The organism is Candidatus Micrarchaeia archaeon (assembly GCA_041653315.1).
GTDB lineage: Archaea > Micrarchaeota > Micrarchaeia > Anstonellales > JAHKLY01 > JAHKLY01.
This window is the reverse complement of sequence record JBAZFO010000003.1, coordinates 11,429-26,754: the sequence shown is the minus strand read 5'-3', so window position 1 is coordinate 26,754 and position 15,326 is coordinate 11,429. Positions and strand designations below refer to the sequence as shown.

14 protein-coding genes and 1 tRNA gene are annotated in these 15,326 nt (G+C 26.2%); 6 read left to right on the top strand and 9 right to left on the bottom strand.

Going from position 1 to position 15,326, the window contains the following annotated elements:
* The first annotated feature begins 2 nt into the window (after positions 1 to 2).
* On the top strand, positions 3 to 866 hold the full coding sequence (locus tag WC356_01170; GenBank protein ID MFA5381748.1) for a hypothetical protein: 864 nt from the start codon (positions 3 to 5) through the stop codon (positions 864 to 866).
* A gap of 48 nt (positions 867 to 914) precedes the next feature.
* Positions 915 to 3,029: a hypothetical protein gene (locus WC356_01165; GenBank protein ID MFA5381747.1), complete on the top strand. Its 2,115-nt coding sequence runs from the start codon at positions 915 to 917 to the stop codon at positions 3,027 to 3,029.
* Positions 3,030 to 3,038: 9 nt separating this feature from the next.
* On the opposite strand, the gene WC356_01160 is transcribed toward WC356_01165, so the two are convergent.
* Both WC356_01160 and WC356_01155 read right to left on the bottom strand, forming a co-directional pair.
* On the bottom strand, positions 3,039 to 3,365 hold the full coding sequence (locus tag WC356_01160; protein ID MFA5381746.1) for a type II toxin-antitoxin system PemK/MazF family toxin: 327 nt from the start codon (positions 3,363 to 3,365) through the stop codon (positions 3,039 to 3,041).
* On the bottom strand, positions 3,334 to 3,549 hold the full coding sequence (locus tag WC356_01155) for a hypothetical protein (protein MFA5381745.1): 216 nt from the start codon (positions 3,547 to 3,549) through the stop codon (positions 3,334 to 3,336). The genes WC356_01160 and WC356_01155 overlap by 32 nt, the downstream gene beginning before the upstream one ends.
* A gap of 90 nt (positions 3,550 to 3,639) precedes the next feature.
* Here WC356_01155 and polX point away from each other — a divergent pair, with 90 nt between their 5' ends.
* Entirely contained in the window at positions 3,640 to 5,346 is a 1,707-nt protein-coding gene (gene polX / locus WC356_01150; protein MFA5381744.1) for a DNA polymerase/3'-5' exonuclease PolX, read from the top strand.
* Here the strand turns inward: polX and WC356_01145 are convergent.
* Positions 5,343 to 6,560, bottom strand: coding sequence for a Glu/Leu/Phe/Val dehydrogenase (locus tag WC356_01145; GenBank protein MFA5381743.1), 1,218 nt, complete (start codon positions 6,558 to 6,560; stop codon positions 5,343 to 5,345). The genes polX and WC356_01145 overlap by 4 nt on opposite strands.
* A 329-nt stretch (positions 6,561 to 6,889) precedes the next feature.
* Between WC356_01145 and WC356_01140 the strand changes: the two genes are divergently transcribed.
* Positions 6,890 to 7,426 (top strand): hypothetical protein, encoded by a 537-nt coding sequence (locus tag WC356_01140; GenBank protein MFA5381742.1) that lies wholly within the window; start codon positions 6,890 to 6,892, stop codon positions 7,424 to 7,426.
* A gap of 12 nt (positions 7,427 to 7,438) precedes the next feature.
* On the opposite strand, the gene WC356_01135 is transcribed toward WC356_01140, so the two are convergent.
* Together WC356_01135 and WC356_01130 are read right to left on the bottom strand one after the other, a co-directional pair.
* Entirely contained in the window at positions 7,439 to 7,948 is a 510-nt protein-coding gene (locus tag WC356_01135) for a hypothetical protein (protein ID MFA5381741.1), read from the bottom strand.
* Positions 7,949 to 7,956: 8 nt separating this feature from the next.
* Positions 7,957 to 8,601: a nucleotidyl transferase AbiEii/AbiGii toxin family protein gene (locus tag WC356_01130; GenBank protein ID MFA5381740.1), complete on the bottom strand. Its 645-nt coding sequence runs from the start codon at positions 8,599 to 8,601 to the stop codon at positions 7,957 to 7,959.
* Positions 8,602 to 8,839: 238 nt separating this feature from the next.
* On the opposite strand from WC356_01130, the gene WC356_01125 reads away from it, so the two are divergent.
* On the top strand, positions 8,840 to 9,583 hold the full coding sequence (locus tag WC356_01125) for a ZIP family metal transporter (protein MFA5381739.1): 744 nt from the start codon (positions 8,840 to 8,842) through the stop codon (positions 9,581 to 9,583).
* Here the strand turns inward: WC356_01125 and WC356_01120 are convergent.
* The 4 genes from WC356_01120 to WC356_01105 form a co-directional block, all read right to left on the bottom strand.
* A complete protein-coding gene (locus WC356_01120) occupies positions 9,580 to 10,245 on the bottom strand; it encodes a fibrillarin-like rRNA/tRNA 2'-O-methyltransferase (protein MFA5381738.1) in 666 nt (221 codons plus the stop codon). The two genes, WC356_01125 and WC356_01120, sit on opposite strands and share 4 nt — an antisense overlap.
* A gap of 11 nt (positions 10,246 to 10,256) precedes the next feature.
* Entirely contained in the window at positions 10,257 to 10,442 is a 186-nt protein-coding gene (locus WC356_01115; GenBank protein MFA5381737.1) for a hypothetical protein, read from the bottom strand.
* Positions 10,426 to 11,025 carry a hypothetical protein gene (locus WC356_01110; GenBank protein ID MFA5381736.1) on the bottom strand — a complete coding sequence of 200 codons (600 nt, stop codon included), beginning with the start codon at positions 11,023 to 11,025 and terminating at the stop codon, positions 10,426 to 10,428. The genes WC356_01115 and WC356_01110 overlap by 17 nt, the downstream gene beginning before the upstream one ends.
* 48 nt (positions 11,026 to 11,073) lie before the next feature.
* Positions 11,074 to 11,211: transfer RNA gene (locus WC356_01105), tRNA-Lys, on the bottom strand.
* Between the two features lie 125 nt (positions 11,212 to 11,336).
* Here WC356_01105 and ppsA point away from each other — a divergent pair.
* The gene (gene ppsA, locus WC356_01100) at positions 11,337 to 15,296 is read left to right on the top strand and encodes a phosphoenolpyruvate synthase (protein MFA5381735.1); all 3,960 of its coding nucleotides are present in this window, start codon (positions 11,337 to 11,339) and stop codon (positions 15,294 to 15,296) included.
* Positions 15,297 to 15,326 lie beyond the last annotated feature (30 nt).

Here is a 15,326-nt window from a genome sequence, read left to right as displayed (position 1 = left end):
ATATGAAAACAAAAAATAATGGAGATATAGTTTTTGATGATATTTCAGCAGCAGTTTCTTTTAGAAGATGGTGGCATGGTATTGTATATTTAATAAGTTTTGTATTTATTCTTTATTATTTAGTTAATTTTACTTTAGAAGAAAATGTTATATTAATAGTGTTAACTTCTTTAGTGAGTGCAGTATTTTTATTATTTTTATTTACTTTTTCAATACTTTTATTTTGTTTTATTTTAGAAAAATTTTTAGCCTTTTTAAATATCCAAATAGGAAGACCTTCATTAAAACTATTTCTTTCTTATTTTAAAAAGAATTATGGATTTTCATATAGTGATTATTTAAAATATTTAATAATCAAAACAAAAAAGAAGTTAGATGATCCTTTAAATAGGGGAGTTTATCTTGATGAAGTTAAAAAATCAGTTAAAGAATTAAAATTAGAATTTATTAAAATAAAAAATACTTTAAATGATGCAAATATGCCTGATTTAAATCCATCTTTAATGGCCGAAATAAAATCTGTTATTTTTTCATTAGAAGAGATATTGCAGTTAAAAGCAATAACTATGGATAATAAAGAGGAAATATTTGAATATTTTGATAAATTAGAAAAAACTATATTTGCAGAGAATTTTCAAGGTTTAACTAATATCTCTTTAAATTTTGAAGAAGCACATAAAAATTCTTATTTAGATAAAGTTGAAATTCTTTTTAAATTAGTTCCTAAAAAATATTTTTATGGTTTAATTTTCTTATTATTATTCCTTCTTTTATTAATTTATTTACCTGAGACATACAAGAATTATATATTAATTATATATACTGGAATAATGATTTTTGTATTATGTTTCATTAAAAAAGAGTAAACACTATATTTAAATATTTTAGTATAATATTTAAATTGGTGATTTTATATGAAACAATATATTCTAGGATTATTATTAATATCAATGCTGTTTTTTGGATGTTTAGGACCGGAAGGTTGTCCAAGTGAATGTCCAGAAGGATTTATTCAACAAGAAGATTGTACTTGTGTTCCAATTGATACTTCAACAAGTTTAAAAGAAGGAGAAAATACAACTTTAGAAGGGTGGAATTTATTAGTAAAAAGCATATCTGAAGATGCAGAATATGATAATGGAACATGTATTATATCAGATGAAAAAATAAAAATAGAAGCAGTTAAAGATAATGAATCCAAAACATTTACTTTAATAGAACAAGGACAAGAAGTTCTATCTGATAATTTAGCTTTATTTATTGAAGATATAAATCAAATTTTTAGTGTTGAGAAAAAAGGATGTGAAGTAAAAAATAAGGAAATAAAACTTAATGTTCAATCTTCAGATGTTTCATCAAAGAAAGTAGTAGTTCCAGTTACTGATTCAACTACTTTATCAACAGGAACAGATGTTGAAGTTGAAACAATAGGAGCAACAACAGAATTTGTTGAAGCATTTTCTAATTCAGATATTTATGATGAACAAGAAACTAAGGAATTAGAAAATGATATTAAAATAAAAGTAAAATCAATAACAGAAGATGTATCTATCGGAGATATGGCAGATGTAACAATAACGAAAGATGAAGGGGAACAAGCTTCATTAACCGGAGATTATACAATTAGAATAACAGATGTTACTCAAGAAATTGGTGCTCCAGATACTGATGTTGAAACTCAAACATTTGAAGAAGGAGAAGATATAACTTTAGATGAAGATACTGAAATAGAAATATATAGAATAGATACTGAAACTGAAAATTGCACTGAAGATTGTGAAATTATTTCAGAATCTGTGATATTAAAAGTTAGTCCAGAAGGTTCTGGAACAGATACATTTGAATTAAATGAAGGAGCTTCAAGTTTTGTAAGTAATAGAGTAAGAGTTCAAGTAACAGACATAAGCCAAGAAATTGAATGTATTGAAGAAGAATGTGAAATTACAAATGAAAATGTAACTTTAAGAATAACTACTTATGATGAAGAATGTACAATAACAAACAGAGAAGTTGATTTACAATTATTATTCCCAGATTTAACAACAGAAACATTTACTTTAGGTTATGGTGATGAAAAAGTTTTCATAACTGGAGAAAGAGTAAAAGTTATGGAAATAACTGAAGATATGGAAGATTCAGTTAATGGAACGTGTGAAATAGATAATGAAGAAGTGACTTTAAAATTAACTTTACCTTCAAGTGATTGTACTGCCTCAAATATGAAAGTAGTTTTAGAAATCGAGGATGGAGAGGACGATTATAAATTAACTTTAGGTGATGAAGATAGTGAAACAACAGGAAGAAAAGATAATATCATTATCTTAGTAAAAGAATTTGATATTGATGTTGAATATGATGAAGATCAAGAAAAATGTGTAATCAATAGTGAAAAAGTTTCATTAGATGTTGAAGTTGAAGCAGCTTGTTTCTTAATTAAAGAAGATGCAACTTTAAAATATGGCAAATCTAAATCTGATGTTTTGTTAGGAGATTCAATAAAAGTTGATAATATAGAAATAGAATTAGAAGATATTATAGCAGATGTTGAATTAAATGACGATGAAGATGGATGTGATATATCAAATAAAAAAGCAGAATTAAAAATAATGGAACCTATATCTGAAGAATTTACATTTGAAGAAGGAGAAGATGAAGATTTTGGTGATTTAAAATTAGGTTTAAACACAATAACCTTCAAAACACAAGAAGCAAATGACAAATGTGAAATTTCAGACAAAGAAGCAGAATTATTTTTTGAGGAAGGCGGCAGTGAAACAACAAGAGCAGTAGAAGAAGGAGAAACATTTACAATAGGACAATATACAATCAAAATCTTAGAAATAAATGGTGAAACTTCTGATGATGCATTATACACTTGTGTAATTACAGATAGGCAGGCAAAATTAAAACTCATTGAAATAACTGCAGAAGAAATACTAGAAGACGCAATAGGAGAAAACACAAATGAAACAGAAGCAGAAAATGAAACAATAGAAGAAGAAACACAAAATGAAACACAAGAGGAATAACATCCTCTTTTATTTTATTTTTTTAATAAATTCTCTAGAAATTAAATCTTTTTTATTTTTAGATAAAGAAAAGAGTTTTTTAATAATTTTATTTTTATCAATTGTAAATATATAATTTAATTTAATAATGCTGTTTGTTAAAGCACCCTCTTTTTTAGTTATTTGAATTCCTTTCATTAGTGGATTGCTTGTTATGCCCATTAAAATTACATTATTATGTTCTTCGAATAGGACCAAAGCAGGTCTTTTTTTAACTTCATTAATTTCAACAAAAGGTATTTCAGCTAATATTATATCTCCAAATTTAAGCTGTGTTCCAGATTTCATCCCATTCATTATCCCAAAGCTCCTTTATTTTTTCTTTTTGTGCTTCATCTACAAAATTTTTCAATTTTTTTTCATCTAAATAAAAATTAATAAGTTTTTCAATAATTTCTTTATATGATTCTCTATGATGTATTTTAAGAGAATCCAATGCAGATTTTATTTCTAAATCAATCATAATTGTTGTATTTGTCATAATGTTATATTATTCTATATGTTTATATAGCTTTCTATAGATTTGAAATATTTATAAAATTAATTTAAACATTACGTATGTTAGTTTTATATGAAAAATCAAGAAATAGCTAATATATTTTATAAAATTGCTGATTTATTAGAATTAAAAGGAGTTGATTGGAGCCCAAGAGCATATAGAAATGCTGCAACTTCAATAGAAATGCTCCAAGAAGATATTGAAATATTATATAAAGAAAAAAGATTAGATTCAATTTCAGGAGTTGGAAAATCAACAAAAGAGAAAATAATAGAATATTTAGAAACAGGAAAAATAGGAACATATGAAAGATTAAAAAAAGAAATTCCTGTTGATTTTGATTCTTTAAAAAGAATTCCTTCATTAGGTCCTAAAAAAATAAAGATTTTATATGAAAAATTAAATATAACAAATTTAAATGAATTAGAAAAAGCAGTTAAAAATAATAAAATAAAAGAATTAGATGGTTTTGGAGAAAAATCAGAAGAAGAAATATTAAATGGGATACAAATGCTTTCAAGAATAAAAGGAAGGCAGTTATTAGGTTATGTTTTACCTATAGCAAATGAAATAAAAAGTGAGTTAAAAAAAGAAAAATCAATAAAACAAATAGAACTTGTAGGTTCATTAAGAAGAATGAAAGAAACTATTGGAGATATAGATATTTTGGTTGTTTCAGATAATCCACAAAAAGCAATGGATAAATTTACATCTTTAAAATATATTGAAAAAATAAAATCAAAAGGAAAATTAAAAAGCACTGCTTTTTTGAATATAGGAATTGATTGTGATTTTAGAATATTTAATGAAAATGAATTTGGTTCAGCAATGATGTATTTTACGGGTTCAAAAGAACATAATATTGCTTTAAGAAGAATAGCAATGAAAAATAAATTGAAATTAAATGAATACGGACTTTTTAAAGATAAAAAACAAGAAGCAGGAAAAACAGAAAAAGAAGTTTATTCAAAATTAAATTTACAATATGTTCCCCCAGAATTAAGAGAAAATAATGGAGAAATTGAATTAGCTGAAAAAAATAAAATACCTAATTTAATTTCAAAAGTATATGGAGATTTACAAATGCATTCTACTTGGAGTGATGGTTCAAATTCAATTAAAGAAATGGCTCTAGCAGCTAAAAAATTAGGCCATAAATATATTCTTATAACAGACCATTCATTAGCTGATTTAGTAATTGCTCAAGGATTAAAAGAAATTGATTTTGAAAAACAAGCAAAAGAAATAGATAAAGTAAATAAAGAAGTAAATGGAATAACAGTATTAAAAGGAGTTGAAGCAAACATAAGAAAAGATGGTTCAATTGATGTTCCTGATAATATTTTAAAAGAATTAGATATTGTTTTAGGTGCAGTTCACTCCAATTTTAAAATGTCTGAAAAAGACATGACTAAAAGAATAATGAATGCTATGGAAAATGAAAATGTTGATATAATAGCACATCCAACAGGAAGAGTTATAGGTAAAAGAGATGGATATAATTTAAATTTAGATGAGATATTTGAAAAAGCAAAACAAACAAATACCACATTAGAAATAGATTGTTATATGGATAGATTAGATTTAAGCGCAGATAATATAAGGCGCGCAATACAAAAAGGAGTACAATTATCAATAGGAACAGATTCACATTCAATTGATCATCTAAGATTTATTGAATTAGGAATAGGAACAGCGCGAAAAGGCTGGGCGCAGGATAAGGATATAATAAATAGCGCTAAAACAGTTAAAGATTTAATAAAAAAAATAAAAAATTAGCAGTTGCCTCTTAGTTTTTCTGCATCTAAAATTCTTTTTATAGCAAGCGCATAAGCAACTGTTCTTAAATTATATTTGTCTTTTAATTCTTGATTAAATACTTTATCTGTTGTTTTGTTTAATATACATTCTAATTTTCTTTCTAAATCTTCCATTTCAAAGAAATTACCTAATTTATTTTGAACCCATTCAAAATAACTTACAATAACCCCTCCTGAATTTGCTAAAATATCAGGTATAATTAAAATATCATTTTTATTTAAAATTTCATCTGCTTCTGAAGTTATTGGGCCATTTGCCATTTCCAAAATTATCTTTGCCTTTACTTTATCTGCGTTTTCTTTTGTTATTTGATTTTCTAAAGCAGAAGGCGCTAAAACATCGCATTCTAAATATAATAATTCTTCTTTATCTTTTATTTCCATTCCGCAGTCTTTTAGATATTCTTTTCCTTTCATATCATTGATTAAATTATTTATGTTTAAACCTTCTTTATCATAGACCATTCCAGAAATATCACTAATTGCAATTATCTTATACTCTCGTTCAAATAAAAATTTAGCTAGATATAATCCAACATTTCCAAAGCCTTGAATAGCAACGGTAGTTTCATCTGGATTTTTTCCCAATTTTTTTATTATATTATCTAAAACAATTGCTCCTCCTTGTCCTGTTGCTCCTGCTCTTAATTCACACCCACCTAATTCAATAGGTTTTCCAGTTATCATTGAGAATTCATGTTTATTTTTAATTTTTTCATATTCATCAAGCATCCAAGCCATTATTTGAGAATTAGTATTAACATCTGGTGCAGGAATATCTTTATTTTGTCCAAAGTTTTCATAAAATAATTGCATATATTGTCTGCTTACTTCTTCTAATTCTTTTTGTGTTAATTGTTTAGGATCAATATTTACTCCTCCTTTAGCTCCGCCATAAGGTAATCCAACTAATGAGTTTTTTAAAGCCATCCAAAAAGCCAATGAGTTTACCTCATCTTCATTTACTTTTGGATGAAACCTTATTCCACCTTTTCCAGGACCTAATGAATCATTAAATATTATTCTATACGCTTCGTATTCTTTGTCCTTTATTTTTATCTTTCCTTTAAGCACTTTTTTAGGATTAGTTAAAATTTCCATTTCTTTTTTTGTTATTGGTATTATATCTTTTAAATTTTCTAATCTTTTTATATTATTTTCAAAAACACTCATTTAATCACCTTTCAGATTTTAATAGAATTTTTTAGGGGATAATTAATAAAGAAGGATATTATTACACACAAAAGATTTATACACCTATGTTTTTAGAAGCAATGTATGTATTATTTGTAAGTTTAGTAGTTATATTGAATTAGGAATAGGAACAGCGCGAAAAGGCTGGGCGCAGGATAAGGATATAATAAATAGCGCTAAAACAGTTAAAGATTTAAAAAGGCAGTTAAAATAATATAGTAGTATTAACATAGTCATACATTAATAGAAACATTTATAAAGAAAAAACACATAAAATAATATATAAAATAAAGGGGAGGAGAGGTATAATGTTAAAATTTAAAGAACATATAATTAAAGGAGATTCTAATACAGAAGCTAAAGGAGGAAGCGACAGCATAGGAAGAAACTTTCCAATTTCAGGTTTATCTGAAAAAACTCCAAAAATAACGTTGTTAGGTACATTTCTAGATTCAATTCAAGACATGGATTATAATAAAAGAAAAAAAGCAGTGGAATTTATAATTTCAAAATTTTTAGAAAACAACTCACCAGATTTTGTTATTAAAATCAAAGGTCGCCCATTTGATATACATATAGATTTAAATGAAATAAGTGATTTAAACTCAACATATATTGAAAAAAAAGATATTAATGTAAATAATTTATTAAAATATTTAGTCAAAAAACTAAGTTCTAGAAATAAAAAAGAAGTGTTAGAATTTTTAATTTCGTTATATCCAATGCCGGGATCTGATGAACATGTTATGGTGGTGGCACATGCAAGTCAAAGAGAATTATTAGATTTGGTAATAAAGAACCAGTTGGTTGCGTTGTTAGATGGTATTAAGAAACAACAAGATTGAACTTCTTTTTTCTTATTTTTTAAGTTTATTTTTTTTAATTAGTTTTTTTAATTTCCTCATAGTTTTTGGATCTATTTTTTCATTAAAATATTTGATATCTTCATAAGTTTTTTCTAAAGTTGAAACAGGAAGCCAAAACCCATAATAATTAATGGTTGTGTAATCTGTAAATAAAGAGGGTGCTATTCTTTTAACAACATAATTTGTATTATTAAATTTTCTTATTCCCTGTCTAACGTTTTTTTGTGTTATAATCACAGGAACAGTTTTTTGATCCCAAACCTTATGTATACTTAATGCTGATTCTAATCCTAGATATGCTGGTTCATATGCAAATACTACAATCATTGGATCTTCGTGAAAAGTATAATACCCTTTTTTAATTCTTTTTACTTCTCCTCTTTTTATTTTATTATACATAAGTTGTTTTGCATAGTTTTTAGGTATTTTTAATTGTTTAATATCTTTAAACGTAAAAACAGGATATTTTTTTGATTTGAATATTTCTAACGAATATTTCATAATTTCACCTATTTAAACCAATTTAATAATTTTAGTTTTATTTCATTAAATGTTGGAACTTTTCCTGTTAAAATTAATGATTTTAAAACATCTTCATCTTTTGGGAAAGGGATATTTTTTATAAATTCTTTACCTGTTTTTTCTATTTTTTTAAAATCGCACTGATGGAATAAGAAATATATATCATAAATATCTCTTATCAATCTTCTATTTAAATATGTTTTTGTTTTTTCTTTGAATAAATCTTCTGCTGATAATGTACTAATAGGAAGATAACTTCCATTTGTTTTTTCATATTCTCCTAACATTTCTTTAAATTTCCAGTGTTTTTTAGAAGCTTCTACTTTTACAATTACATTGTTTTTTTCAATTACTGAAAAAACAGTATTTTTTGTTTTTTTAAATTTTTTGAGTTTCATTTCAAAAATTTCTAATTCTTTTAAAGTTTCTTTTATTTTATCAGGTTCCCATTTTTCCATATAAAAATCTAAATCTTCAGAAAACCGATTTCCTTTATATACTCGCCATATAGAAGTTCCTCCATGAAGAACTAAGTCTAAGGAATAAACGAGTTTTTCCATTATTATATCTTGTAAAATAGCAGTTTCTAAATGTACTTGTTTTTTTAATTTTTTCTCAATTGGTAATTCCATAGAAGATATTATATTACGAAAGTTATATAAAAGTATAACTTTGGTAAAAAAAGTAATGGAGTATAAAATATTAAAAAATATAATAATGGGCTCAGTAGCTACTCCGGTAATCATCGTTAATCTCATACTGGGACGGTGACTTCATTGCCTATAATATTATACGTGTTTTTCGTTTATAAAGCTATGTTTTATAAATTTATTCTGAGATAATTTTATATTAAATTTTAATGTGATAAAAATGAATGAAGTTTTAATATATTCAATAAGTGCTGCATTTATTGTAAGTTTACTTTCTTTTATAGGAGTAATTACTTTAAGTTTAAATGAAGATAAATTAAAAAAAATTCTTATTTTATTAGTTGCTTTTTCAGCAGGCGCTTTAATGGGCGGAGCTTTTTTACATTTATTACCAGAAGCGTTAGAAGTATCTTCTTGTGATCCATTTTTTTGTGTATTAATTGGTTTTTCATTATTTTTTTTAATTGAGAAATTTTTATTTTGGCACCATTGTCATGAACATGAATGTGAAGTTCATTCATTTACATATATGAGTTTAATAGGAGACGGAGTTCATAATTTTATTGATGGTTTAATAATAGTTGCTGGATTTATTGTAAGCGTTCCTTTTGGTATAACAACAACAATAGCGATTATAGCGCATGAAATACCTCAAGAAATAGGAGATTTTGCTATTTTATTATATGGGGGATGGAAAAAGAAAAAAGCATTATTATTTAATTTTGCTTCTGGATTAACCGCAGTGTTAGGTGCATTAATCGGTGCCTTAACTTATATTTATATTCCAAATTTTACTTCCTTTTTACTTCCATTTGCAGCAGGAGGTTTTATTTATATCGCATCTTCAGATTTAATTCCAGAATTACATAAACAAAAAGATACGAAACGTTCTATATTAGTATTTTTAATGTTTTTAATAGGAATAGGTTTTATGTATGCAGTAAAATTATATTTTGGTCATTAAATTTTTTGAGCTACAATAAACAGGTGGTCTTTTTCATATGGATCTAAGATAATTGTTTCAACAATTTTTAGTTCTTTTTCTAATTTTTTTATAGTTTCTTCATATGTTTGTTTTGGATCTTTAGTAACATCAATACTTTGTGATTTAACAGCAAGCATTGCATATCCTCCTTTTTTTAAGAAATATCTGCAATTTGTTAATAGTATTTCTGCTAAATCTGGTTGTGCTACATCCTCATAAACAATATCTACTTCTCCAACTTCAGTATACATATCTGGTTTCCTTGCATCTCCCATTATTGGGATCATATTTGTTCTATTTTCGCATACATGAATAAGTTTCCTAAATGAAATAGGTGCAAATTCAACACAGTAAGCTACTCCTTTAGGGCCTATAATATCTGCAACATGAGAAGATGTTGTTCCAGTTGCTGCCCCTAAATATAATACTTTATCTCCTTCTTTAATATAAATATCTTTTATTCCTCTTTTAATTGCAGCACATAATTTACTTCTATGAGGGTCCCAAAACCTATATTCATCATTATCTATTTTTTTTATAATTTCTCCATAAACAGGATTACCTTTAATTAAATTCTTTGTAGCAATTCTTCTTTCAATTTCAAATACTCCTGGGAATATTTTTATTATTTTTTTATTCATAATTACACCAATTAATTTTGAGTATTTATTTTATGTGTTTTAAAATAAATTTCTTTATCTTGAAGAGTAGATTTCATTATGCTATTAATAAACATCACATATTGTTTTGACCAAATAGAGTTTGGGGTGTTTTTAATATATTCTGCCCAAGTTTTGACAAATTCTATTCTTTGTTTTTTTTCATTGTAATCTCTCATTTAATACACCCAAATCCACTTTTAGCATTTTTGCTATTTCCTTCATTTTTTGCATATCTAAATATTTTTCAAATAAAACATATAAATGTGTTGCATCTTCTAAATCTTTTTCAGAACCTAATTTTAATTTATAAGGTATTTGCATTTCTAGTAAAGAAGTATATAATTCTTCTTTATTAAGTATTACTTTTATTTTATTATCCAAAGAGTATTTTGAATATATATCTTTTATAAATTTTATTTCAAAATTCGGGATAACTGTATCTTTTTTTGCAAATCTTATTGCTAGATTATCTTCTAATAAATCAAACATTTTTCTTTTATTACTTCCGTTTATACACCACATATTATTTTCAAGTAAATCATCAAACATCTTTTCAAAAGTTTTGAAATCAATTCTTTCAATAAACATATCTATATCCTCTGTTCCTCTTGCTCGACCAAAAAGAATTGCAATATATCCACTAATTATTACATATTTTGTATGTTTTTTTACTATTTTTACTGTTTCAAATACAAATTTATCTAATTCGGAGGTATCTCTTTTAAGATGTATTTCTTTATTTTTGAATTCTATTTCCATATATTAGTCTCTCCAAAGAGTTTTATAACAATTCCTATAAGTAAAAAACGGGCCCGAAGGGATTTATTCTTCCAGTTTCTTTCTTTTTGGTTAAGCTTTTACTTTCTTGCAAGAAAGAAAAAGGTTATTGAACCCTTGGCTTACTGGTTAAAAGCCAGCCACTCTACCAAGCTGAGTTACGAGCCCTAAAAATTATAAAATATTAAGATAGGATTACTTATTTAAAGGTTATCCTAACTATCAATTTCATAAGTATTTATTAAGCATTAATATTTTAAATGTACTCTCTGTTATAATGTTTGGTGTTTATAATGAAAAATATCTATTGGTTTAAAGAATTGAGTAAAAATAATTTAGCAGAAGTTGGGGGAAAAGGGGCTAATCTAGGTGAAATGATTAATTCAGATTTTCCAATTCCAGATGGTTTTTGTGTTTCAAGTGGAGCTTATTATGATTTTATTAGATTAAATAATATTACTTCTTTAATAAAAGAATATTCCAGTGATTTAGATGTTCATAATATTAAAAATTTAAATGAAGCTTCTTTATTTATTAAAAATGCAATTTTAGCAGGTAAAATTCCAGATTATTTAAAAAATGAAATAATGGATGCGTATAATAAATTATGTCAAAAATATGGTGATCAAACCTATGTTGCAGTAAGATCTTCAGCCACAGCAGAAGATTTGCCAAGTATATCAGAAGAAGATCATGTTTTAGTAAAGATAAATAATAATACCAAATTTTGTACAATGGGGGAATTATATAAATTAATTGGGGATGGACAAAATGTGAATTTAGAAGTTCCTTCTATGAAAAACAATAAATTAATATGGACTAGCGCTAGTTCAATATATAGACACCCCGCAAATGAAAGAGTATATAAAATAAAAACTGCTTCAGGAAAAGAGATTACTGTATCTAAAAATCATTCTTTAATAGTTTTAGATGAAGATACTTTAGAATGGAAAACAGAAACAATTGATAATTTAAAAGGAGGAGAAATGGTTCCTACTGTTGGTACACTTCCATTTGTAAATAAAAAAATGGAATATTTAGAGGTAACAGATTATATAAAAGGAAAAAATGTTGTTGAAGAAAATGGATACCTTATGATTAAAAATAATTCTAATAATTGGAATATCCAAAATTCTTTACCTTCAAAAATTCCATTAACAAAGGATTTTATGTATTTTTTAGGTGTTTATGTTGCTGAAGGTTCAACATATGAAGATAATAATGTTATCATAACTTCATCAACAAAAGAAATCATGAATAGAGTAATAAAATTTGTTGATTCGCTTGGTTTATATAATAATCAAAAAATAAATAAGTATTCGTTAAGGATATATTGTAAAACACTCGTTAAATTATTGCATGAATTAACTGGTAAACCTTTAGATATGAAAGGTAAAGGCAAATCCTGTGAAATAAAACGGATACCAGATTTTATTTTTAGTTTAGAAAAGCAATTTATATCTGAATTTTTAAAAGGTTATTTTGATGGAGATGGATATGTAAGTAAAGATACAATAAGTTGTACCTCTTCTTCATACTTACTTATAAGTGGTTTAGCAAAATTATTAGAACTTTTTGGTTTTGGTATTACTTTTAATAAAAAGAAAAAATATAGGGTGCTTAGTATTTGGGGGGGAGATGTTGATTTATTTAAAAAAGAGATAGGATTTGAACATCCAAAGAAGCAAGAAAGATTAAATAAATTAATAAAAATAAAAAATAATTCTCCAAGATATATAGCGAATATAAAAATTTCAAAAAAATTATCAGATATTATAAAAAACAAAGTAGATGCAAAATTATCAAAAGACATCATTGAAATAAATAAATGTCCTATTTGTAAAGAAAAAATAAATAAATCAAGCAAATATAAAACAAAAACAAGATATTATTGTCCAAATTGTAAAAAGTCTTTTTATGATAAAGATGTAATTAAAGAAAAGGAAGAAGCATATGTTTATTATGATGAATTTGGGAAATTTAAAAGAGAATCAACTCCTTGGAATAAAGGAGTATTAAATGGAGAATATACACAAAAAAGATTCAAAGAATTAATGAAAGAGTATAATTCAGAAGATCTTTCATCTATTTTTGATGGTGATGTGAATTGGGAAAAAATAAAAGAAGTAAAGCCATTAGATTATGAAGGGTGGGTTTATGATTTTACTGTTCCAGGAATTGAAAATTTTGTTGCTGGAACTGGGGGAATAATTACCCATAACACATTTTCATTTGCTGGGCAGCAGTCAACATTTCTTAATATTCAAGGACCTGAAAACGTAGTTCAATCTGTTAAAGAATGTTGGGCTTCTTTATTTGAATCCAGGGCTATTTTTTATAGAACTGAAAATGGATTTGATCATTTAAAAGTCGGACTTTCAGCTGTAGTCCAAAAAATGGTTCAATCAGAAACAGCAGGTGTAGCTTTTACTGTTGATCCTATTACCCAAGATAAAAATAGAATAGAAATTGAAGGTGCATATGGATTAGGAGAAGTTGTAGTGTCTGGTGCGTTGACTCCAGATAGATATTCAGTTAAAAAAGATGATTTACAAATAATAAATAAATTTATTTCTACACAGACTTGGAAATTGATTTTATCTGAAGGTAAAAATGAACATATTGATATTTCATTAAGTTCTCAAAATCTACAAAAATTATCTGATGATAAGATAGTAGAACTCGCAAAAATATGCAGAAAAATAGAAAAACATTATGGTGTTCCTCAAGATATAGAATGGGCTTATGAAAATGGAAAAATGTATATAGTACAATCTAGACCTATTACTACTTTAGATCAAGAGAATACAGAAGAAAAAGATGAAGTTAATAATTTACTTGATTCATTAGCAGAAAAAAAAGACATTAATGAAAGATATTCTTTATCTTATGAAGAAGATTCTCCTTCATATTATTCTTCTGATGAAGAACAAGGAGAAGTTTTATTAAAAGGATTAGGTGCATCACCAGGAGTTGTTTCTGGCAGAGTAAGAATTATCCCTACAAAAAATGAAATTGATAAAATACAAAAAGGCGAAATTTTAGTTACCTCTATGACTTCTCCAGATTTTGTTCCAGCAATGAAAAAAGCAGGTGCAATTGTAACTGATTATGGGGGTTCAACTTCACATGCGGCCATAGTTTCTAGAGAATTAGGCATACCATGTATTGTTGGTACTAACGATGCTACTAAAAAATTATCTACTGGGATGAATGTAACTGTTGATGCAGTTAGGGGAGTGGTATATGAAGGAATAATTAAAATGAAAAATAAAGAAACTAAACAAATTTCTCAAACAGAAAAATATTCTCCTATAACTGGAACTAAAATTTATGTTAATTTAGCTAGTTCTTCAAGAGTTGAAGAAATAGCAGATATGGATGTAGATGGTATCGGATTATTAAGAGCAGAGTTTATTATTGCTGAAATTGGAGAACACCCAAGAGTTTTTGTTGATGAAAATAGAAAAGAAGAATTTATAAATAAATTATCAAATGAATTAAGAAAATTTGCTTCTGCTTTTTATCCAAGGCCTGTTGTTTATAGAGCAACTGATTTCAAAACAAATGAATATAAATCATTAAAAGGCGGAGAAAAATATGAGCATGAAGAAGAAAATCCAATGATGGGTTTTAGAGGAGCTTCAAGATATATTTCAGATCCAAATGTTTTCAAAATGGAATTAGAAGCAATAAAAAAAGTTCGTAATGAATTTAATCTTAAAAATCTTTGGTTAATGATTCCTTTTGTAAGGAGAGTTGGAGAGCTTAAACAAGTTAAAACAATACTTCATGAAGTAGGGTTGTACAGAACTAAAGATTTTAAACTTTGGATGATGGTAGAAGTTCCTTCCAATGTTATTTTATTAAATGAATTTATAGATGTAGGAATAGATGGAGTATCTGTAGGTACAAATGATTTAACTCAATTAACTTTGGGTGTTGACAGAGATAATGCTAAATTAGCGCATGATTTTGATGAAAGAAACAGTGCTGTGTTAAAATCCTTGAAATATATAGGTAAAACTTGTAATAAAAAAGGAATTACATGTTCAGTATGTGGTCAAGCGCCTTCTGTGTATCCAGATTTTGCAAGGCGCTTAGTTGAATATGGATTTACATCAATGTCTGTTAATCCAGATGCAATTGAGCGCACAAGAAGAATTGTAGCAAGCGCTGAAAAAGCGCTTTTATTACAAAATGCGCGTATGAATTTAATGCGCGATGAAGACGACTGGCTAGATGAAGCCTAAAATAATAGTATTGAATATAATCAAAAGGGA